Here is a 19,964-nt window from a genome sequence, read left to right as displayed (position 1 = left end):
CTACTTAAGAACCCTTCGCCACCAGCTTCACGACACTGGAGAAATCCAGCCCGCCGTTGCCTGCCTGGCTGTTCATCGCGTAGAGGTTGCGCGCGAGTTCACCCAGCGGAATCGATGCGCCTATGCCCATCGCCGCTTCGGCTGCGAGCCCGAGGTCCTTGAGCATGAGATCGTTGCCGAAGCCGCCGGTGTAGCCACGCGAGGCGGGCGCGTTTTCGAGAACGCCAGGCCAGGGATTGCATACTTCGGTCGCCCAGCTGCGGCTGGTACTCACGGCCATCATCTGCGACAGCACCGCCGGGTCGAGGCCGTGTGCGACGCCCAGTGCGATGGCCTCGCCGGTGACGGCCATGATGACGCCCAGCGCCATGTTGTTGCACAGCTTGGCCACCTGGCCCGCGCCGCTGGCGCCGACGTGGAAGATGTTCTTGCCCATGTTCGCCAGCACGGGGCGCGCACGCGCCAGCGCATCGCTGTCACCGCCCACGATGAAGGTGAGGGTGCCGGCGGTCGCGCCGGCGGTGCCACCGGACACGGGGGCGTCGATCATCGCCAGCCCGCGCGCGTTGGCCGCCTTGGCCACCTTCTGCGCGGACGCCGGGGCGATCGTGCTGCAGTCGATCACCAGCGCCCCGGCGGGTATATGCGAAAGCAGACCGCCCTCACCGAGGTACAAGCCCTCCACATGGCGACTTGCCGGCAGCATCGAGATCACTACCTCGGCGCTCCGGACGGCCTCGATGGCGGTACTCGCCGCGGTGGCCCCCTGTGACACGGCCTGCGCGATCGCGTCGGCGGCCAGATCGAAAACATGCAGCGTGTGCCCGGCCTTGAGCAGGTTGGCGGCCATCGGGCCACCCATGTTGCCCAGGCCGATGAAGGCGATGCTACTCATCGTTGCGTTCCTCGATGCGTGTCGGTGCCCAGGTCACGCAGCGGGTGTTCCCCAGCGTGCCAGGGCTCAATGAAGAAGGGGGCAACCCATGCCGGCGTTGCGTCGGCAAGCGTCGCCGGACGCCAGTGCGGTGTGCGGTCCTTGTCGATCAACAAGGCACGGATGCCTTCGGCAAAGTCGCCGTAGCCGGCGCAGTGAAGCGAGACCACGTATTCCAGGCGAAACGTGTCAGCCAGGGACAGGAGTCCGGCACGCCGTTGCAGCGCAAACGCCAGGCGTGCCGAACCCGGTGCACCGGCGTCCAGGGTCTGCCGCGCTGTCGCCAGCCACGGGTCGTCGCCAGGCATGGCCTGGATCGCGGCAACGACCATGTCGAGGGCGCCGTGTGAACAGGCGAAAGCGATGGGGGCCTGATGGGTCTGCAGCGGCCCGGCCGTGGCCGGCACGGCGAAGCGCGCCAGAACCTCGGTGAGCATGGCCGCATTGGCCTTCGCATCGTCCGCCCATGACACCAGCAGGAGCGCCGCATCGAGCGCCTCGCGGCTTTCCGCAGGCAGCTGCACGTCGGCAAGGCCGGCATGGATCGCGTCGCCGCCGTTGAGCGGTGCGCCGGTGAGTGCAAGGAAAACGCCTGCGTTCCCCGGAACCCGGTGCAGCAGGTAGCTGCCGCCGACGTCCGGATACAAGCCGATGGTGATTTCCGGAAACGCGAGCCGCGAGCGTTCGGTCACCACGCGGTGGCTCGCGCCGGCCATCAGGCCGATGCCGCCGCCCATGACGATGCCGTGACCCCAACACAGGATCGGCTTCGGGTAGGTGTGGATCAGGTAGTCGAGCCGGTACTCCACCGAAAAGAAGTCGCTCGCATAGGTATTGTCCCGAACGTCACTGCTACCGCTGGCCTGGTAAGCGCGCATGGACTTGTACAGGCTATGCAGGTCGCCGCCCGCGCAGAATGCTTTCTCCCCCGCACCCTGCAGGACGACCACGACGACCGCATCGTCCGCCGCCCACGCGCGCAGCCGTTCGTCGAGCAGTCGCACCATCTCGAGCGAAAGGCCGTTGAGGGTCTTCGGCGTGTTGAGCGTGGCGATGCCGATGCGTTTGCCGTTCTCGCCGGCGTGTTCTTCGAAAAGCACCGGTGCTTCATCCACCTGCGGGAGGGTCGCGTCACTCATGCGTTCGTCCACTGGGGCGCGCGCTTTTCGAGGAAGGCGAGCACGCCCTCCTTCTGGTCCTGGCTGTCGAACAGGTCGACGAAGGCTTCGCGCTCGCTGACCAGGGCCGTCGCGTGGCTTTGCGTGCGCGTGGCCTGCACCAGTCGCTTGCATGCGGCGACACTGGTCGGGCTCTGCTTGCCCGCCTGCAGCGCCCAGGCGATGGCGCGCGTTCGCGATTCGCCCTTCGGCACGACTTCTTCGACCAGGCCGATGCGCAGTGCCGTCGCCGCATCCACGCGCTCACCGAGGAGGATCATTCGCTTGGCCCAGCCTTCACCGACAAGGCGGGCGAGATTCTGCGTGCCGCCCGCGCATGGGAGCAGGCCGACGCCGGCCTCGGGCAACGCCAGCTGAGCCTGTTCTTCGACGATGCGCAGGTCGCACGCCAGGGCACACTCGAGACCACCGCCCATTGCGTAGCCGTTGATTGCCGCGATGCTGACGCCGCGGAAGGCGGAAAGCGCCTCGAACGCTTCACCGAAGCGACGTGCAGCTTCGCGGGCCACGGCCTTGTCGCCATCGGCAAACTGCTTGAGGTCGGCGCCGGCCGAGAAGAACTTCTCGCCTTCGCCGGTGACTACCAGCGCGTAGATGTCGCGGTTGGCGTCGAGGTCGTGGACGAGGTTGCGCAAGGCGACCAGGCTGTCGCGGGTCCAGGCGTTGGCCGGCGCGTTGGAAAGCGTGACAACGGCCACGTGACCGTCGATCTCCAGCGTAAGTCCGGTGTAGCGCGTCGCGGTGTCGCTCATCGCAGTTCCTCTTCGGTATTGAGCAGGTGACGCGCGATGATAACGCGCATGATTTCGTTGGTGCCTTCGAGAATCTGGTGCACGCGGGAATCGCGCAACAGACGCTCGATCGGGTACTCGCGGATATAACCGTAGCCACCATGGATTTGCAGGGCGTCGTTGCAGATGGCGAAGCCCGCGTCGGTGGCGAAGCGCTTGGCCATCGCGCACCAGACGGTCGCGTCGCTGCTACCGGCGTCGAGCTTGCGTGCGGCGGCGTGCACCATCTGCCGCGCGGCGACGAGTTGCGTGGCCATGTCGGCCAGCTTGAACTGCAAGGCCTGGAACTCACCCAGCTTCTTGCCGAACTGCTTGCGTTCGCCCATGTAGCGGCGGGCCGCATCCAGGGCACCCTGTGCAGCGCCCAGTGAACAGGCGGCGATATTCAATCGGCCACCATCGAGACCCTTCATGGCGATCTTGAAGCCTTCACCCTCCGCTCCCAGGCGATGGTCCGCGGGAATGCGCACGCCGTCGAAGCTCACGCTGCGCGTGGGCTGGCTGTGCCAACCCAGCTTCTCCTCGTTGCGTCCGTAGCCAATACCATGCGAATGCGCAGGAACAGCGAACGCGCTGATGCCACGAGCGCCACCCTCGGCCGTGCGCGCCATGACCACGAGCATGTCCGTGGCGCCGGCACCGGAAATGAAGGCCTTGCTGCCGCTGATCAGGTAGGAGTCGCCGTCACGCTCGGCGCGGGTTTTCAACGAGCCCGCATCCGAGCCGGCACCCGCCTCGGTGAGACAATACGAAGCGAGCTTCGCACCGCTGGCCAGAAGCGGTCCCCAGGTGTCACGTAGCGCGGGGGTGGCGTGCGCGGTAAGCATCCATGTGGCCATGTTGTGGATGCTGATGAAGGCCGCTGTCGACGGATCGACGGCAGCCAGCTCCTCGAACACGATGGCCGCGTCCAGGCGGGTCAGGCCTGTGCCGCCGGCCTGCTCGTCGACATAGAGGCCGCAGAAGCCCAGCTCGCCGGCCTTGCCGATCGCCTCGCGCGGGAACTCGCTCTGGGCATCCCAGCGTGCCGCATGCGGGGCAAGCTCGGCCAGCGCGAACGCGTGGGCGGCGTCGCGAAAGGCCAGCTGGTCCTCGGTCAGGTCCGTCTGGGGTGGTGGAATCCGCGGGATATCCATCACAGCCACCATCACTTGAGGCTGATGGTGGTGTTGACGCCGACATGCAGGGTGTCGTCGTCGAACCAGCGCTGCGTCACCGTCTTGGTCTGCGTGTAAAACATGACGACCTGCTTGCCGTACGGACCGAGATCGCCCAGCTTCGAGGCGCGCGAGCCGGTGAACGAGAACAGCGGCACCGGAACGGGGATCGGCACGTTGATGCCTACCTGGCCCACGTCGATGTCTTCCTGGAAGCGACGCGCGGCGGCACCGGACTGGGTGAACACGGCGGTGCCATTGCCATTCGGGTTGGCGTTGACGAGTTCGATCGCGTCGTCGAGAGAGTCGGCGGCTAGGATGACCAGCACGGGCCCGAAGATCTCTTCGTCGTAGATGCGCATGCCGGGACGAACGCCAGAGAAAATGGTCGGGCCGACGAAGTTGCCTTCCTCGAAGCCGGGTACCTGCGGCTTGCGGCCGTCGAGCTCGAGCGTCGCGCCTTGTGCCACGCCCGAGGCGATGAAGGCCTCGACGCGCTCGCGCGCCGCGCAGGAAATCAGCGGGCCGACATCGGTCCCGGCGGCGTTGCCCGCACCGACCCTCAGTGTCTTGGCCTTGGCCACGAGGTCGGGAATCCAGGACTGCGCCTCGCCTACCAGCACGGCAGTGGATGCCGCCATGCAGCGTTGCCCAGCCGCACCGAACGCCGCGCCAGCGAGGGCGTTGAGCGTCTGTTCCTTGTTTGCGTCCGGCAGCACCACCGCGTGATTCTTCGCACCCATCATGCACTGCACGCGTTTGCCGCTCTGCGACGCGCGGTGATAGACGTGGGTGCCGACGCGCGTGGAGCCGACGAAGGAGACCGCCTTGATATCGGCGTGATCGCAGATCGCGTTGACCACGTCTTCGCCGCCGTGCACGACATTGAGCACGCCCTTGGGAATGCCGGCTTCCAGCGCCAGTTCCACCAGGCGCATCGTCACCATCGGATCCTGTTCGGACGGCTTCAGCACGAAGGTGTTGCCGGTGGCGATGGCCATGGGGAACATCCACAGCGGAATCATCGCGGGAAAATTGAACGGGGTGATACCTGCGCATACGCCGATCGGCTGCAGCAGGGTATAGGTATCGACGCCGCCGGCCACGTTGTTGGCCAGTTCGCCCAATTGCAGGTTGCCGATCGCCGCCGCGTGCTCGACCACTTCCAGGCCGCGGAATACATCGCCCTCGGCGTCGGGAAGGGTCTTGCCCTGCTCCGCGCTGAGCAGGGCGGCGAGCTCGCCCATATGCTCGCGAATGAGTTGCTGGTACTTCAGGAAGATGCGGGCGCGGGCGCCGATGGGTGTCTTGCGCCAGGTCTTGAACGCTTGCGCGGCGGCGGCCACTGCGGCGTTCACTTCGTCGGCGGTGGCGAATGGCACCCGCGCGAGCACCGCCTGCGTGGCCGGGTTGACGACATCGCGCCATTGGGTGGTTCGGGATTCGACGAAGACGCCGTCGATCAGCAATTTAACGGTCGCGACATCGGTCGCAACTGAGTCCAGCTTGTTCATGGTCCTGCTCCGTACGCTCACCCGCGAAATGGGTGCTGCGGAGCAGACAAGAGGACGCGGAGCAGCAGGGGACAGCCGCGCCGTATCAGCCCGTCCGGTTGCCCGCCGCAACACCCGAGGAGGCACCCGAAGGCACCTGCACAGGCCGGTCTCCGGGCTTGCGAGCGATGCATACCGCACCACCCCGACACCTTCCCGCGCCAGGCGCAGTGGTCTCTTCGTCGGGTGTTCTCGCTTACCGTTGCGGGGGCAGCGCCGGAATAGGATCTTGCGATCCGCACCGGCTTCCCGTTTCACCCTGCGCGCCGCGTAAGCGACGGCAGGACACCTGTGATTTCCCCAGTGTAGCCGGGCGGCGGGATTGCTCAAGCTGCGCTGCGGTAGAACTCAGCGGCCGACGAGTGCCTGCAGGTGGGCGGGATAGCGTTCGCCCTGCAGCGGAATCTTCGAAACCGAATCGTCGATCTCGCGCAGGTCGGCGGCATTGAGCACGACGTTGGCCGCACCGAGGTTCTCTTCCAGGCGGTGCAGCTTGGTCGTGCCGGGAATCGGGGCGATCCACGGCTTCTGGTGCAGCAGCCAGGCGAGTGCGATCTGGGCTGGCGTGACCTGTTTTGCTTTTGCGATCGTGCCGAGCAGCTCGACCAGCGCCTGGTTGGCCTTGCGCGATTCCGCCGAGAAGCGCGGCACGCTGTTGCGGAAGTCCTTGCTGTCGAAGTTCGTGTCCGAGTCGATCTTTCCGGTAAGAAAGCCCTTGCCCAGTGGGCTGAACGGCACGAAGCCGATGCCGAGCTCTTCGAGCGTGGGGATGACTTCGACCTCCGGCTCACGCCAGAACAGCGAGTACTCGCTTTGCAGTGCCGCCACAGGCTGCACGGCGTGCGCACGGCGAATCGTCTGCACACCGGCCTCCGAAAGACCGAAGTGTTTCACCTTGCCCTCGGCGATCAGGTCCCTGACCGCGCCAGCGACGTCCTCGATCGGCACGGACGGGTCCACGCGATGCTGGTAGAACAGGTCGATGACGTCAGTGCGGAGCCGCTTCAGCGATGCCTCGGCGACGGCCTTGATGTGGTCGGGGCGGCTATTGAGCGCGCCCTGCACGCCGCCGACATCGAAACCGAACTTGGTGGCGATCACCACCTGGTCGCGGAACGGGGCGAGCGCCTCCCCGACCACGTCCTCGTTGGTAAACGGTCCGTACACCTCGGCGGTATCGAAAAAGGTCACACCACGCTCCACCGCTGCGCGGATCAGGGCGATGGCGGCTTCGCGTTCGGTGGCGGGGCCGTAGCCGAAGCTCAGCCCCATGCAACCAAGGCCGATGGCCGAGACCTCGAGACCGGTGGATCCAAGTTTGCGTGTCTGCATGTCATGTCCTCTTTGAGAGAAGCAATCTAGGGTCCCCACGCGCGCGCGACTAGGCGGCCAAACGGCCTTGCTCTCATAGTCGGAATTCATGAATCCCTGGACTTTCGTTGACGGAATGGCCTGCACCAAGGCTTTCGACCACCTTGCTTCGTCCGTGGTGCTAAAGTTTCGCCATCACTCATGATCAGGCTTCACGTGTCATGCGCAAGGATCTCCACGACCTCGTCGCCTTCCTTGCCGTCGCCAGGGAAGGCAGCTTCACGCGCGCCGCGGCCAAGCTGGACACCACCCAGTCGGCCCTGAGCCACACCATCCGCAAGCTCGAAGGCCGCCTCGGCGTGCGTCTGCTCGCCCGCACCACACGCAGCGTGTCGACCACCGAAGCAGGGCAGCGGCTGGTGACCAGTATCGGTCCGATGTTCGATGACATCGAAGTGGAGCTGGCGGGCCTGAGCTCGTTCCGGGAAAAGCCGGCCGGAGCGATCCGCATCAGTACGTCGGTCCATGCGGTCGAGGCCGTGCTCCAGCCCATGCTGGCCACCTTCCTGCCGATGTATCCGGATATCCAGGTTGAGGTATCGGCCAACAACGAGTTGGTCGACATCGTTGCCGAGCGCTACGACTTCGGCATCCGGCTCGGAGAGCAGGTCGGCAACGGCATGATCGCGGTTCGCGTCGGCCCCGACTTCCGCATGATGGTGGTTGCCGCGCCGTCGTACTTCGAACATCACCGCCGGCCGTCCGTGCCGCAGGACCTCACCACGCACAACTGCATCAACATCCGTTTGCCAACCTACGGCACGCTGTTTCCGTGGGAGTTCGAGAAGGATGGGCGCGAGATCAAGGTTCGCGTGGAAGGGCAACTGACCCTCAACAGCACGGCGCATATCCTGCGCGCGGCGCTGGACGGTCTGGGTCTGGCCTGGGTGCCCGAAGATATGGCAGCGCCCCACATCGAGCGGGGCGACCTCGTGCCGGTGCTGGAGGACTGGTGCGCGCCGTTTCCGGGCTACCACCTCTACTACCCCAACCGGCGGCACACCTCGTCGGCACTAACGCTGTTCGTCGACGCGCTTCGTTACCGCGGATTGGCGTAATCTTCGCATCAGGCGCGCAGCACGCGCGGTAACCCTGACCGAGGAGGCGTTATGAGCAAGGGTATGGATTCAAAGAAGAGCGACAAGAAAAAGCCGGCCAAGACCATGAAAGAAAAGAAGGCCGCCAAGGACGAAAAGAAAAAGAACGCCCGTTAATCCGAGCGTTGTGTGGGAGCCGGCTATGCCGGCGATGGGGGTTGAGTCAACCTGCCATCGCCGCTTAAGCGGCTCCCACAGTGGGTCCCACAGTGGGCTTGAAACTTCTTATTTTGCTGCTGCCGTCACCCGCCAAACCGTGTCGCCGACATCGTCCGCGACCAGAATCGCGCCTTCCTTGTCCTGCACCAGCCCCACCGGGGCGCCGAACAGCTGCTTCTCGTCCTTCGAGTAGAAGCCGCTGACGACGGATTGCGGCTTGCCGACCGGCGTACCGTCCTTGAATGCCACGAACACCACCTCGTAACCGCTCAGCGGTGAGCGATCCCAGCTGCCGTGTTCGCCGATAAAGGCGCCGCCCTGATACTTCGCCGGTAGCGCGTTGCTGGCGGACATCAGCAGGCCGAGCGCGGCCACGTGCGAGCCTAGGGCGTAGTCGGGCTTGATCGCCTTGGCGACCATGTCGGGGCGCTGCGGTTTGACGCGGGTGTCCACATTCTGGCCGTAGTAGCTATAAGGCCAGCCGTAGAAGGCGCCCTCGTGCACGGAAGTCATGTAGTCGGGCACGAGGTCGGCGCCGATCTCGTCGCGCTCGTTCACGATGGCCCAGAGCTTGCCGGTGGTCGGCTCCCATTGCAGGCCGGTCGGATTGCGCAAGCCCGAAGCAAAGATGCGGCTCGCGCCCGTGGCGACGTCCACCTCGAGGATGTCCGCGCGGCGGTACTCCACGGCCAGGCCGTTCTCGGTGATGTTGCTGTTGGAGCCCACGCCCACGTATAGCTTGCTGCCATCCGGGCTGGCCAGGAGCGACTTGGTCCAGTGGTGGTTGATGGTATTGGGCAGGTCCGTAAAGCCGACGCCGGGTGTCTTGATCTCGGTTTCCCCCGTCACATAGGGAAACTTCACGATGCCGTCGGTATTGGCCACATAGAGCGAATCACCGATCAGCTGCACGCCGAAGGGCGAGTTCAGGTTCTCGATGAAGGTATGTTTTTCCCACTGTCCGCTCGTGCCGTTCTTGCGCAGCAGGGTGATGCGGTTACCGCCTTTGCCGCCCTTGCCGGACTGGTTCTTCACTATGCCGGCGATCAGCTGCTTGGGCGTGGTCAGCGGCTCCGTGCCCGGGCTGTTGGATTCGACGACGAGGATGTCGTCGTTGGGCAGGACATAGAGCTGGCGCGGATGCATCAGGCCGGTGGCGATGCTTTCGATCTTCAATCCTGGTGCGACCGTCGGCGTCTGGCCCTGCTTCCAGCCGGCCTTGTCGGGCACCTGCATGGGTGGCACGAGAAAGCGCTGGGCCCTGGGCAGGGCCGGATTGCTGCCTGATTGCTGGTCCGGCTGGTACGAAGCCTTCTGGTCGCACCCGCCGAGAACGGCGACGCAGGCCATGGCGAGAACGCTGCGGTAGGGAATCTTATTCATGGATGAGGTTCCCCGGAGCGGACTGTTGCACCGCCATGACGATGTGACCGATAGCCAGGAGGAGGACGGTGGCGACCGAAAGCCACACGCCCGCGGGAATCACCGCATATGCATCGCGGCTGTGCACGAAGGCATTGATGGTGGCCACGATGATGGCCAGCAGGTTGAGCCAGAAATCGAGCCGGTCGCCGCTAAGCGCGCTGCGGCGGGAGGTGATCCACACCTGCACGAGGTTGACCAGCCGCGGGATGATCGCGAAGACCAGGCCGATGACGATGAGCCATGCGGCGGCCTTCATCCAGAGAATCTCGCCACTGCGGGCGTAGACGATGTCGAAGATCAGCGCGGCGACGAAGAAACCGAAGGGGATGGGATTGAGGAGGCCGTAGATGGCATTGGCCACGACGGAGCGACGCGGTGCGGCACGGTAGCTCATGGGCAGCTGTCTCGATGGGAGGAAGGGGCTTGCGGGCTGACGCTGCAAGCTAGTCTGCGCGGTGTCGAGACTATGTCTTGGACCGGACCCCTCCCGCCGGCGGCCCAGCCCGACTAAGATCGGTTCATGGCCTCTGTAAGTACCTCGAACGATCCGGACGCAACGCCCCATTACCCTGCCGGCCTGCGCATTATCGCGGTCTATATGGCGGTGAAGACCATCGGGCTCATCCTTATCGCCATCGCCGCGTTCCGGCTGGATCGCCAGGAAAGCTTCCAGCACCTGGTTCAGTGGCTGGAGCACCTGCAGCTGACCGACAGCAACGAAATGCGCTGGAGCCTGGTCCACCTGCTCGAGGCCATGGGCCCGGCAAAATTCGTCGCGGTAGGCATCGTGGCGCTGGTCTATGCGGCCATCTTTGCCACCGAGGGCATTGGCCTGTGGCTGCGCAAGCACTGGGCCGAATGGTTCACCGTGATCGCGACGGGTTCGCTGGTGCCGTTCGAGCTTTACGAGTGTATCGAGCGCTTCAACTGGCTCAAGCTGGCGGTCCTGGTAGCCAATGTGCTGATCGTGATCTACCTCGTCCGCATGGCGATGCGGCCTCGCGAGGGGCATGGGGCCGAGGCCGTTCCCGCAACCTGACGGCCTCGGGGGCCATCACGCCGGTCCATTCTCAAGGCGTTTGATATTCTTTCCGCACCCGGGTTCACGTCGCCATGCCGGCGAAACAGCCCGGTCGGCGTTCGCGTGTAAAATGGTCGTCTTTTAGCCAGTAGAACCGTGCAAGCAGCACCTCAACGGTCGACGGTCCGGGGCCCGGCGTTCATTCGCATGCTCACCCGGCTTACCGATGTCGACGCCCCACAATCGGGTGCCTCCCTTCCGGACCGGCTGAGCCATTGGCTCGACTGGAAGCAGGCGATTGCCCTGTCCACGGCGCTCGATGGCAAGCCTTCGGAGCCGCCTGACGACGTGCCTGCCTTCGGACAGGCTGCGGAGGACGAGTGTCTGCGTTCGCGTGACGCCCTGATCCAGGCGATCGCCGCCGACCGTGCCTTCGTGACGGCGGCACAACGCGAAGCCCAGGGCATGCCGGGTATCGACGCCGCAAACGACTACGCGCCGCTTCGACAGCGTTACATCGCCCTGCAAAGAAAGATCCAGGCAACGACGGGCAGCCTGCGGGGCAACCTGCGCGACATGCTCGCCCAGGCATCACCCGAGATGGCCCGGCTGGCGGAGGTCGATGCGGTGATGGAGCTGGCGCTGAGCCCGCGCGAGCAGTCGCTCCTTGGCAAGCTGCCCACGCTCCTGGGCGAGTACTTCGATGGTTTGCGCCAGCGCGCGCAAACCACATCCGCCGAGCCGTCCGCCGCGTGGCTGGACGTGTTCCGCAAAGACATGCAGAGCGTATTGCTCGCCGAACTGGACGTTCGTTTTCAACCGGTCGAAGGCCTGCTTGCAGCGCTTCGTGCCAGCTAACTGGAAAGTCATGTTCAGAAATTTTCTCAACCTTGCGGTGTTCATCGTCGGCCTCGTCGCCGTGTGCTGGATCGGCGCGGGCTATGTAGGGTCGAACCCGCTGGGCGCCGCCGTCGCGTTGCTGATCGGTGCCTGCTACGTCGCGGGTGCGCTGGAACTACATCGTTATCGCCAGGCCACGGGCACGCTTCAGGCCGCCGTCGCCGATCTGTCCGCGGCACCGCCGAGTCTCGGTGGTTTCCTCGAGCGGCTGCACCCCAGCCTGCGCAACGCCGTGCGGCTGCGCGTCGAAGGCGAGCGCGTGGCGCTGCCTGCGCCGTCGCTTACCCCGTATCTGGTCGGCCTGCTGGTTCTGTTGGGCATGCTCGGCACGCTGCTGGGCATGATGGCGACACTCCGGGGCACCGGTCTGGCGCTGGAAAGCGCCTCGGACCTCCAGGCGATCCGCGGCTCGCTGGCCGCTCCGGTGAAGGGGCTCGGCTTCGCCTTCGGCACGTCCATCGCCGGCGTCGCCACCTCGGCGATGCTGGGACTGCTGTCGGCCCTTTGCCGCCGCGAGCGGCTGGAAACCGTGCAGCTGCTGGACGTGAAGATCGCGACCACGTTGCGCATCTACTCGCAGACCCATCAACGCGAGGAGGCATTCAAGCTTCTGCAGCAGCAGACCGAGGTGATGCCTGCGCTGATCGACCGCCTGCAGACGATGATGGCAGGCATCGAACAACACAGCCGGGAAGCGAGTGAGCGGCAGCGCGCCAGCCAGGACGCCTTCCACGCATCAACCGGTGAGATCTACGCGAAGCTTGCGTCGTCCGTGCAGCAGTCGCTGAAGGAAAGCGTGACCGAAAGCGCACGCGCCGCGAGCGCGGCCTTCCAGCCGGTGATGGAATCGACAATGGCCGGCCTCGCCCGGGAAACGGCCTCGCTGCACGACACGGTGACGCATGCCGTGAAGCAGCAGCTCGAAGGTTTGTCTTCCGCATTCGGGACGAGCACGACCGCCGTTGCGGCTATCTGGAAGAGCGCGGTCACCGAACAGCAGCGTTCGAACGAGACGTTGGCGCAGGAGCTACGCACTTCGCAGGGGCGCTTCGCCGAGACCTTCGAGCAGCGCTCGGTCGCATTGATCGATGGCGTCGCGGCACGTCTCGACACCACAGCCAGCGACGTCGCCGAAGCCTGGAACGACGCTCTGGCGAAACAGGGGGCGGCACATGAAGACCTGGCTGCGCGCCATGAGCAAGCGCTCGTCGCCGCTTCGGCAACCTTCGAGGAACACGCGTCCTCGCTTGTGCGCGTCGTGCATGTTTCGCACGAAGACCTGCAGGCCAAGCTCCAGGCGCGCGACGAAGAACGACTGACGACCTGGACCGATTCGCTCACCGCGATGGTCTCCACACTGAACGCCCATTGGGAGCAGGCCGGCGAAAACGTTGCCACTCGCCAGCAGGACATCTGCGACACGCTGGCGCGCACGGCTGGCGAAACCATCGCCGAGATTTCCCGTCTCGTCGACGCGGCCTCCGAAGCGCCGAAGGCGGCCGCCGAGATCGTTGCCGAGCTGCGCCAGAAACTCTCCGACAGCATGGTCCGCGACACCGCCATGCTCGACGAGCGCAGCCGTCTGCTTGCGACGCTGGAGACCCTGCTCGACGCCGTGAACCACGCCTCGACCGAGCAGCGCGTCGCCGTGGACGCGCTGGTCACCACGTCGGCCGACCTTCTCGAACGCGTCAGCACGCGTTTCACCGATCACATCGAGGCCGAGACCGGCAAGCTCGAAGTCGTGGGTGCGCAGGTTGCCGCGAGTGCCGGCGACGTGGCGAGCCTGGGCGAAGCGTTCGGTACCGGCGTGCAACTTTTCGGCAAGTCCAACGACGCGCTCATGGAGCGCCTGGCGGTCATTGCCACCGCACTGGATAACTCGCTTGCCCGTAGCGATGAGCAACTCGCTTATTACGTCGCGCAGGCAAGGGAAGTCGTCGATCTGAGCATGCTCTCGCAGAAGCAGATCATCGAAGAGATGCAGCAGCTTGCCCGCCATCGCGCAGCCGCCGGGGCGGAAACGGCATGAGTGACGACATCGAGTTCGAAGGGGAATCGGTCGCGCCGATCTGGGCCGCCTTCGGCGACCTGATGTCGGTGCTGCTGGGTGCCTTCGTGCTCATCCTGGTGGGCGTGATCGGCATGCAGTTGCAGCTGACGCATCGGTTGGACGAAGAGGTCAAGCAGCGGCAGGCCGAAGCGCAGCGGCGCATGACACTGGAGCAGGCGCTGGCCGCGCCGTTGGCGGCAGGGCGCGTAACGCTGGTCAACGGACGCATCGGTATTCGCGGCAGCGTCCTGTTCGCGTTGAACTCCGACCAGCTGCAGCCGGAAGGTCGCGAGGTGCTGAAGAGCCTGGCAGGCCCGCTGTCGAACTACCTCACCACGCGCGACGAAGTCCTTATGGTCAGCGGTTTCACCGACGACCAGCAGGTGCACGATGGCAACCGTCACTTCGCCGACAACTGGGAGCTTTCGGCGCAGCGTTCCCTGACCGTCACGCGTGCGCTCATCGCGGACGGTGTGCCGGCGCCGTCGGTGTTCGCCGCAGCGTTCGGTTCGGAGCAACCCGTTGGCGCGAACGACAGCGAAGAAGGACGTGCGAAGAATCGCCGCGTGGAGATCGCTCCGATTCCGAAGCCGTCGTCGAACAACGCGACCCCCCATGCGCCCTGATCGCGGGCCGCTGGGACGCATCGCCGATGAAATCGTCGCTCGCTCGTCGTCCTTTCCGGAGCTGGCGGCGCTCGACCATTTCCAGAAGCTCTGGTCGCGGATGCGCACCGAGAGTCAGTTGCGCCAGTCCCTCGAAAACGCGCCGGAGAACGCCGGTCCGCTCAATTCGAGTGCCCTCGTCCACCGGTCGATCGCGTTGATGCGCGACCTGTCGCCGGGGTACCTCCAGCACTTCGTGTCCTACGTCGACGACCTGTCGTCCCTCGAACAGCTCGGCCGCGGTGCTGCCGCGACGCCCAGGGATGTGCCCCAGGCCGCCACCATCGGTAAGCGGCCCAGGGCCAAGGCGCGGTCACGCCGCGAGTAAAGCGGTTACTGCGCCTCGACCGCCTTGGTCTGCATCGTTGAAGCCTCCCCACGCGCGACCACATACATCTGCTGGCTCATTTCCTTGAGCAGTGCATGCGGGTCGTCGCCCTTGGCGTAGAGGTCCATGTGCGCCTTGTTGGGAAGGAAACGAATATCCGACCTCGCGTGAAGGCCGTCGAGCACGGCCTTGAGCTTGTGCACGGCGCCGTCGAGGTACCAGGAATCTTCCGTACCGACGACGATATGGATCTTGCCGTCCAGGTCGGGCTTCAGCGTTGGCCAGTTCAGGCGGATGTATCGGGCAATGTCGTAGTGCTCGATCCAGTACGCCTGCACCTGGGGATCGATCTGGCCTGAGTAGCGATCGAACAGCAGCATCGGCGTGCCGTCGACATTCCTCGGCGAGAACACCCACTCGTACGACGACACCTGGCCGCCGTACGGGCCCAGGACGCGCTCGAGTCGCGCGGCATCCGCGAAGGATCCTTCGCCGTGAAAGTGCACGCGGCTGATTGGCCAGAGCTCGCCATCCGGGCGTCGATAGAAATTTGCGTTGCGTGTGTAGATGTCCACGCCGGAGAAGTCGTGGAAGTCGACCGGGTCGGGCGATGTCGACCACGTGCCACCGAATACTTTCGGATACTGCGTCTGCAACCAGAGCGTTGCCCAACCACCGGACGAATGCCCGGTAAGGAGTCGGCCGGAGGGCTTCGCATCCATGCGGTACTTCGCTTCGAGGTCGGGAATGAGCTCCTTGGTGATGGCGTCACCCCACGGTCCGTTGTTCACCGAGTTGGCGAACTCGTTCGTGCCCGTGGCACCCGATTGATCCAGGAACACCCAGATCATCGGCGGCATCTCACCCTTGGTCATCGCAAGGTGCACGGTGACGACATCATCGACGAGGCTGTCCTTGTCGCCTCCGTAAGAATGGGTGAAGTAGACCGTGGGATAGCGTGCGCCGTCGGTCTTGTTGTAGCCGGGCGGCAGCAGCACCCATCCGCGCATGTGTATCGGGCGCCCGGTGAAGGCGGAAAGGAGCCGGCTCGTGATATCGAGAGGCCGGGTGCTCGCACGCGCCGCCGGTGCGTCGGCTTGTATGTCCGGTGTCTCCCACTCCAGTCGCCACGGATCGGGATTCGATCGCACGGCAACGAGGGGCAGGGTGGCAGGAAGCACCAGCGGTAGTCGTACGCTGACCACCGGGCTGATCAGGTCGCCGGTGTCGCGGCCGCTGTAGTTGTAGTTGTGATCCTGGTCGAGCACAGCCTGCAGCAGGTATTGGCCCGGCGGCAGTTGCGAAAAACCCTCGGGGAAGGCGATCGCATCCGTGTCGATCTCGGCAGCCTGTTCCGGTGCAAGCCTGAGGATCTCGCGCGCCGCCACGGCGGTGCGCTTGGGGTGCCATGGGTCGGCGTCGACCTGGGTCACCTTGCCATCCCTCGTCAGGGCCTTGGCTGAGCTGGCCAGTGTCGCGAAGACGAGCAGGCGCCCGGAGACGGCATGGGTCGCGGCGCCGTCGAGCTTCACCATGATGATGGGCGGCGTATGCGCGGCCCGCCAACGTAGTGCGATGCCGCTGCCTAGAAGGCCCGCGGCGATCAGGGCCACTATCCAGAGGGCGGTGCGCATCGTAAGGCTCTCTCCATATGCGGACGGTTCCCTGTCCGGTAGGGGCATCGTAATACCGAACGTGTGCTGGGGTGATGCGCTTCATTCGGAGGCAGCAAGATCGTAAGGATTTTCGGGGCGCGTCGTTGAGAACGGCATCAGATATTCTGCGTTGTTGGCATTCCCTCGGCCCTGGCACGCTGCCAATGCACGAGGGCATGTGCCTGCGCCGTCCGCTGGGCGCCAACACGAGCGATCGCACCGATCGCTTCGAGGGCGAGCGCCATCCGTCGACAATCGACGGCATCCGATTCGTGGACGAGTTCGCCGAGCAGTTCGGCGATGCCGCCGGCATACCGCATCCACTCCGTGGCTTCATTCAGCAGGTCATGCGGGCTCGCGTCCGCATCGATGTCGTTCGAGTCAGGCATGGTCTTTTCCTTGGGTGCCGCTGCATCGCGTCAAGGTGCGGCACACCATGCATGGCATGGCGTACCGCGGATCAAACGGACTCACGGGTTCACCGGCGGCCCGTGACCGGGCGCCGAGTGGTTTGCCTTGATGAAATGTGTTGCGGGAAGCAGCCCTGTTCTCGGGTCACACGGCGACGCGCCGCGTTGCTCGGCCGAGAAAAAGCTCAGGGGGACGGCTGCCGCCGCGGTTCGTCAACCGTATCTGCGGTGTGGGCAGAACGCTCGGTAACCGGTGGGTGTGTCGCCGAGGGGATTCGGCGGGCGAGCGGGTGCCGTATGATGTGGCGCAGCCATATCAACTCCTTTCTAGTTGGTTGTGGTTAGCGGGTCAGGGGTGTTTGTACCACCTCTGGCTCGCGCTTCTTCACCGCTTGAAGCGATGGTTGTCTGCGCAGCACGGTTAGCGATGACGCAGGCAACGGTATGACCGTAGCAAAACAACCTTGGGTTGTCTGTAGTCCCGAGTGATGGTTTTATTCGCGACGCACTGCTGCACACTTTGCCGTGAGGATCATGCGTCATGAGCAAGCTCATTCTAGCCACCTTCCATTGGGTCCCCGAGCTTCCGCGAGGCTATGTGCGCGACATCCGCGTGCGCTGGGCGTTGGAAGAAGCCGGGTTGCCTTATGAAGTCCAGAGCGTGCCGTTCGGCAACAGAGGCGCGGAACATTTTCGGCACCAACCCTTCGGCCAGGTGCCTTGGCTGATCGACGGAGACATCTCTCTTTTCGAGAGTGGCGCCATCCTGCTTCATCTGGGTGAGCGCAGCGAGGCGCTGATGCCTGCGGATTCACAAGGTCGCGCCGAGGTTACGGAGTGGCTCTTCGCGGCGCTCAATTCGGTTGAGGCAGCCAGCCAGCATTGGACGCTCTTCGCGTTCTCGGGTCTTAGAAACGAGACGCCCGAGTGGAAACTACTCGATGACTTTCTCGGGGCGCGGCTTAAACACCTGGAGCCCATCCTCGCCCGTCGCGAATGGTTGGCGACCTCGTTCTCGGTTGCCGACATACTCATGGCGGATGTGTTGCGCGTCGTCGATCGATTCGATGGCCTGGCGGGACATCCCGCATGCCGCGACTATGTCGCGCGAGCCACATCCCGGCCGGCCTTCTCCAAGGCCTATGCAGACCAGATGGCGCATTTTGCTGCTGCCGACTGAGGTTGTTCTCTGCGACGGAGCGGGTCATAAACTAGTCTAATTTGACCAATCAAGGGCTCTGAGTGGTCAAATTAGACAAACCGGAGCCGGCACATCGCGAACCACATCAACCCACCAAAGGAACGGCCCGTGACAACCTATCAAAGGACTGCTGTCTTCATCTTGCGGCTTGTTGGCCTTGTCTGGACGGTCTTCTTTGCTTTCATGTGGGGCATGTACGCCGTCGAGCTTGCCTTCGGCATCGAAGTGCAGCACTACCCCGCGCACACGATCATTGGCAATGTCGGCTACATCGTATTGGGCATCGTCATCGCCGCCGCATCCAAGCCGCTCGGTCGCCTGATCGGGAGTGGACTCGACGCTTGATGGAGCCATTTGGCCTATCGGCCCCACGGCAGGTTCGCTATGCTGAATTCACAGTCGAAATCCAGCGAGAGCCCAGAACCGTCGTGATCCAGGTGAGCCGCAACGTTAGCGAAGGGAATTGCGATCGCCATGGATGAGCGAAGGTCGGAACCCAGCTGGTTGGTCGGCGGCTCCATTGCCTTGATCACCCTGGTTACCCTTGCCGCCCTCTATGCGCCGCGGTTCGTCCAGCCCCGGGCGGCAATCAAAGCCACCGCGCGAGTGCGGCAGATCATGCCTGCCGTCGAGCTTTGGCTCAGCACGACCGATCACCGACTGAAGCTGACGCCGCAGCCCGATATCGAAACGACAGCCCGGGACGCATCGACCGCCGATATCGTCATCGACGCCAAGACCCGGTACCAGACCATCACCGGGTTTGGCGCGGCCATGACCGACTCGTCGGCGTGGCTGCTCCATACCAAATTGAGCGCGCTGCAACGCAAGGCCTTGTTGACCGAACTGTATGGTCCGCCGCCGAACCTCAACTTCAACATGATGCGGCTGACCATCGGTTCGTCCGATTTCTCATTGAACGTCTTTACGCTTGACGACATTCCCTTCGGGCAGGCCGACCCGCAGTTGAAGCACTTCAATGTCGCGTCGAACCTGCAGGACGTGATCCCCATGATGCAGGAGGTGATGGCCGTCAACCCCGGCATGCTCACCATCGCGTCACCATGGGGCGCGCCGGCGTGGATGAGAACGACCCAGAATCTCCTCGGCGGAGAACTGCTGGAGCAATACGAGAGTGTTTATGCGGACTACCTCGTCAAATACCTTGACGCCTACCGCAGCCATGGCATTCCTATCTTCGCGTTGACGCTGCAAAACGAGCCCGCGTACGCGCCGATCAGCTACCCCGGTATGACGGTGGGCGCCGAAACGCGCGCGCGCATCGTTTCGAAGTACCTTGGGCCCAAGCTGGCAGGCCGCAAGCCAAGAACCGAAATCCTCGAATGGGATCACAACTGGACCCCCGTCGAGGAACCCCTGGCCGTGCTGGCCGATCCCGACGCCGCGCGTTACATCGACGGCGTGGCATGGCACTGCTACGGAGGAAGCCAGCACGAACAAGGCAAGGTGCATCGCGCGCACCCCGATAAGGATGCCTACATAACGGAGTGCACCGGCGGCGACTGGCCGTTATCCGTTAACGGTGAGTTGTTGTGGTTCAGCAGAAACCTGTTGGTGACGGGCATCAGGCAGTGGGCGCGTGGCGTCGTGTACTGGAACCTGGCCCTTGATGAGAATCATGGCCCGCACTTTGGCGGGTGTTCCAAATGCAAAGGCGTGATCACGATCGATTCGCAGACAGGCGAAGTGACACGTAACGAGGAGTACTACGCGCTTGCGCACTTCAGTCGATTCGTCGAGCCAGGCGCGTTCCGGGTGAACTCGACCGACACCGACGTCGACGACAAGGGTATCGCTAACGTCGCCTTTCAGAATGTGTCGGATGGATCGCTCGTGCTTGTGGTGGTGAACCTCAACAAGGACGAACGCCGTCTCTCTGTCACTGACGGACGCAACCGCTTCGAGTACGCGATGCCGGCGGAAAGCGTGGCGACGTTCGTGTGGGATCCGGATCTGGCTACCGGCTGGATACGACGGGCCCAGCGGTGGTTGAGCGGGACTCGCGCTCAGATCCCCGTCGAATAGCTACGAACCTCCCCTGCGTG

General features: G+C 64.3%; 18 protein-coding genes, 1 pseudogene and 1 riboswitch. Of the genes and pseudogenes, 9 read left to right on the top strand and 10 right to left on the bottom strand.

The features are described from left to right. Positions 1 to 4 precede the first annotated feature (4 nt). The 6 genes from mmsB to C8J98_RS03320 form a co-directional block, all read right to left on the bottom strand. Complete coding sequence (gene mmsB / locus C8J98_RS03345; protein ID WP_107910842.1) at positions 5 to 895, bottom strand: 3-hydroxyisobutyrate dehydrogenase; 891 nt, start codon at positions 893 to 895, stop codon at positions 5 to 7. Beyond that, positions 892 to 2,073: an enoyl-CoA hydratase/isomerase family protein gene (locus C8J98_RS03340; protein ID WP_107911153.1), complete on the bottom strand. Its 1,182-nt coding sequence runs from the start codon at positions 2,071 to 2,073 to the stop codon at positions 892 to 894. Before C8J98_RS03340 ends, mmsB begins: the two co-directional genes overlap by 4 nt. After that, the gene (locus C8J98_RS03335; protein ID WP_107910841.1) at positions 2,070 to 2,864 is read right to left on the bottom strand and encodes an enoyl-CoA hydratase; all 795 of its coding nucleotides are present in this window, start codon (positions 2,862 to 2,864) and stop codon (positions 2,070 to 2,072) included. Before C8J98_RS03335 ends, C8J98_RS03340 begins: the two co-directional genes overlap by 4 nt. Continuing rightward, positions 2,861 to 4,039: an acyl-CoA dehydrogenase family protein gene (locus C8J98_RS03330; protein WP_199229785.1), complete on the bottom strand. Its 1,179-nt coding sequence runs from the start codon at positions 4,037 to 4,039 to the stop codon at positions 2,861 to 2,863. The genes C8J98_RS03335 and C8J98_RS03330 overlap by 4 nt, the downstream gene beginning before the upstream one ends. 11 nt (positions 4,040 to 4,050) lie before the next feature. After that, on the bottom strand, positions 4,051 to 5,574 hold the full coding sequence (locus C8J98_RS03325; protein ID WP_107910837.1) for a CoA-acylating methylmalonate-semialdehyde dehydrogenase: 1,524 nt from the start codon (positions 5,572 to 5,574) through the stop codon (positions 4,051 to 4,053). 125 nt (positions 5,575 to 5,699) lie between these two features. Further along, a riboswitch (cobalamin riboswitch) is annotated at positions 5,700 to 5,921 on the bottom strand. A 40-nt stretch (positions 5,922 to 5,961) separates the two neighbouring features. Then, positions 5,962 to 6,945 (bottom strand): aldo/keto reductase, encoded by a 984-nt coding sequence (locus tag C8J98_RS03320; protein WP_107910835.1) that lies wholly within the window; start codon positions 6,943 to 6,945, stop codon positions 5,962 to 5,964. A gap of 200 nt (positions 6,946 to 7,145) precedes the next feature. Here C8J98_RS03320 and C8J98_RS03315 point away from each other — a divergent pair, with 200 nt between their 5' ends. Beyond that, positions 7,146 to 8,042, top strand: coding sequence for a LysR family transcriptional regulator (locus C8J98_RS03315; RefSeq protein ID WP_107910834.1), 897 nt, complete (start codon positions 7,146 to 7,148; stop codon positions 8,040 to 8,042). A 264-nt stretch (positions 8,043 to 8,306) separates the two neighbouring features. On the opposite strand, the gene C8J98_RS03305 is transcribed toward C8J98_RS03315, so the two are convergent. Both C8J98_RS03305 and C8J98_RS03300 read right to left on the bottom strand, forming a co-directional pair. Beyond that, positions 8,307 to 9,590, bottom strand: coding sequence for a sorbosone dehydrogenase family protein (locus C8J98_RS03305; protein WP_233260104.1), 1,284 nt, complete (start codon positions 9,588 to 9,590; stop codon positions 8,307 to 8,309). A 25-nt stretch (positions 9,591 to 9,615) separates the two neighbouring features. After that, the gene (locus C8J98_RS03300) at positions 9,616 to 10,059 is read right to left on the bottom strand and encodes a DUF2231 domain-containing protein (RefSeq protein WP_107910830.1); all 444 of its coding nucleotides are present in this window, start codon (positions 10,057 to 10,059) and stop codon (positions 9,616 to 9,618) included. A 126-nt stretch (positions 10,060 to 10,185) separates the two neighbouring features. Here C8J98_RS03300 and C8J98_RS03295 point away from each other — a divergent pair, with 126 nt between their 5' ends. The 5 genes and pseudogenes from C8J98_RS03295 to C8J98_RS03275 form a co-directional block, all read left to right on the top strand. After that, positions 10,186 to 10,704, top strand: coding sequence for a DUF2127 domain-containing protein (locus C8J98_RS03295; protein WP_107910829.1), 519 nt, complete (start codon positions 10,186 to 10,188; stop codon positions 10,702 to 10,704). Between the two features lie 189 nt (positions 10,705 to 10,893). After that, positions 10,894 to 11,544 (top strand): DUF3348 domain-containing protein, encoded by a 651-nt coding sequence (locus C8J98_RS03290; RefSeq protein ID WP_233260085.1) that lies wholly within the window; start codon positions 10,894 to 10,896, stop codon positions 11,542 to 11,544. 10 nt (positions 11,545 to 11,554) lie between these two features. Next, the gene (locus tag C8J98_RS03285) at positions 11,555 to 13,618 is read left to right on the top strand and encodes a DUF802 domain-containing protein (RefSeq protein WP_107910825.1); all 2,064 of its coding nucleotides are present in this window, start codon (positions 11,555 to 11,557) and stop codon (positions 13,616 to 13,618) included. Then, positions 13,615 to 14,265, top strand: coding sequence for an OmpA family protein (locus C8J98_RS03280; RefSeq protein WP_107910823.1), 651 nt, complete (start codon positions 13,615 to 13,617; stop codon positions 14,263 to 14,265). Before C8J98_RS03285 ends, C8J98_RS03280 begins: the two co-directional genes overlap by 4 nt. A 52-nt stretch (positions 14,266 to 14,317) precedes the next feature. Continuing rightward, positions 14,318 to 14,632, top strand: a pseudogene (locus C8J98_RS03275) (DUF2894 domain-containing protein); the annotation flags it as partial. 5 nt (positions 14,633 to 14,637) lie between these two features. On the opposite strand, the gene C8J98_RS03270 reads toward C8J98_RS03275, so the two are convergent. Both C8J98_RS03270 and C8J98_RS03265 read right to left on the bottom strand, forming a co-directional pair. Next, positions 14,638 to 16,266 (bottom strand): alpha/beta hydrolase-fold protein, encoded by a 1,629-nt coding sequence (locus tag C8J98_RS03270; protein WP_107910820.1) that lies wholly within the window; start codon positions 16,264 to 16,266, stop codon positions 14,638 to 14,640. Positions 16,267 to 16,403: 137 nt separating this feature from the next. Beyond that, positions 16,404 to 16,676 carry a hypothetical protein gene (locus tag C8J98_RS03265; protein ID WP_107910818.1) on the bottom strand — a complete coding sequence of 91 codons (273 nt, stop codon included), beginning with the start codon at positions 16,674 to 16,676 and terminating at the stop codon, positions 16,404 to 16,406. A 619-nt stretch (positions 16,677 to 17,295) separates the two neighbouring features. Here C8J98_RS03265 and C8J98_RS03260 point away from each other — a divergent pair. The 3 genes from C8J98_RS03260 to C8J98_RS03250 all read left to right on the top strand — a co-directional run bounded on the left by C8J98_RS03260 (position 17,296) and on the right by C8J98_RS03250 (position 19,944). Then, on the top strand, positions 17,296 to 17,877 hold the full coding sequence (locus tag C8J98_RS03260; protein WP_199229784.1) for a glutathione S-transferase family protein: 582 nt from the start codon (positions 17,296 to 17,298) through the stop codon (positions 17,875 to 17,877). Positions 17,878 to 18,006: 129 nt separating this feature from the next. Continuing rightward, a complete protein-coding gene (locus tag C8J98_RS03255) occupies positions 18,007 to 18,243 on the top strand; it encodes a hypothetical protein (protein WP_107910814.1) in 237 nt (78 codons plus the stop codon). A 129-nt stretch (positions 18,244 to 18,372) separates the two neighbouring features. Beyond that, the gene (locus C8J98_RS03250) at positions 18,373 to 19,944 is read left to right on the top strand and encodes a glycoside hydrolase family 30 beta sandwich domain-containing protein (protein ID WP_107910812.1); all 1,572 of its coding nucleotides are present in this window, start codon (positions 18,373 to 18,375) and stop codon (positions 19,942 to 19,944) included. The last annotated feature ends 20 nt before the right edge of the window (positions 19,945 to 19,964 follow it).

Source organism: Luteibacter sp. OK325, from assembly GCF_003050935.1.
In the GTDB taxonomy this organism is placed as follows: Bacteria; Pseudomonadota; Gammaproteobacteria; order Xanthomonadales; family Rhodanobacteraceae; genus Luteibacter.
The sequence above is the reverse complement of the archived record's forward strand: the minus strand, read 5'-3'. Positions and strand labels throughout refer to the sequence as shown.

Excerpts from the sequence above, each read along its gene's own strand:
- mmsB (WP_107910842.1), bottom strand. The coding sequence starts at position 895 with ATGAGTAGCATCGCCTTCATCGGCCTGGGCAACATGGGTGGCCCGATG.
- C8J98_RS03340 (WP_107911153.1), bottom strand. The coding sequence starts at position 2,073 with ATGAGTGACGCGACCCTCCCGCAGGTGGATGAAGCACCGGTGCTTTTC.
- C8J98_RS03335 (WP_107910841.1), bottom strand. The coding sequence starts at position 2,864 with ATGAGCGACACCGCGACGCGCTACACCGGACTTACGCTGGAGATCGAC.
- C8J98_RS03330 (WP_199229785.1), bottom strand. The coding sequence starts at position 4,039 with ATGGATATCCCGCGGATTCCACCACCCCAGACGGACCTGACCGAGGAC.
- C8J98_RS03325 (WP_107910837.1), bottom strand. The coding sequence starts at position 5,574 with ATGAACAAGCTGGACTCAGTTGCGACCGATGTCGCGACCGTTAAATTG.
- C8J98_RS03320 (WP_107910835.1), bottom strand. The coding sequence starts at position 6,945 with ATGCAGACACGCAAACTTGGATCCACCGGTCTCGAGGTCTCGGCCATC.
- C8J98_RS03315 (WP_107910834.1), top strand. The coding sequence starts at position 7,146 with ATGCGCAAGGATCTCCACGACCTCGTCGCCTTCCTTGCCGTCGCCAGG.
- C8J98_RS03305 (WP_233260104.1), bottom strand. The coding sequence starts at position 9,590 with ATGGCCTGCGTCGCCGTTCTCGGCGGGTGCGACCAGAAGGCTTCGTAC.
- C8J98_RS03300 (WP_107910830.1), bottom strand. The coding sequence starts at position 10,059 with ATGAGCTACCGTGCCGCACCGCGTCGCTCCGTCGTGGCCAATGCCATC.
- C8J98_RS03295 (WP_107910829.1), top strand. The coding sequence starts at position 10,186 with ATGGCCTCTGTAAGTACCTCGAACGATCCGGACGCAACGCCCCATTAC.
- C8J98_RS03290 (WP_233260085.1), top strand. The coding sequence starts at position 10,894 with ATGCTCACCCGGCTTACCGATGTCGACGCCCCACAATCGGGTGCCTCC.
- C8J98_RS03285 (WP_107910825.1), top strand. The coding sequence starts at position 11,555 with ATGTTCAGAAATTTTCTCAACCTTGCGGTGTTCATCGTCGGCCTCGTC.
- C8J98_RS03280 (WP_107910823.1), top strand. The coding sequence starts at position 13,615 with ATGAGTGACGACATCGAGTTCGAAGGGGAATCGGTCGCGCCGATCTGG.
- C8J98_RS03270 (WP_107910820.1), bottom strand. The coding sequence starts at position 16,266 with ATGCGCACCGCCCTCTGGATAGTGGCCCTGATCGCCGCGGGCCTTCTA.
- C8J98_RS03265 (WP_107910818.1), bottom strand. The coding sequence starts at position 16,676 with ATGCCTGACTCGAACGACATCGATGCGGACGCGAGCCCGCATGACCTG.
- C8J98_RS03250 (WP_107910812.1), top strand. The coding sequence starts at position 18,373 with ATGGATGAGCGAAGGTCGGAACCCAGCTGGTTGGTCGGCGGCTCCATT.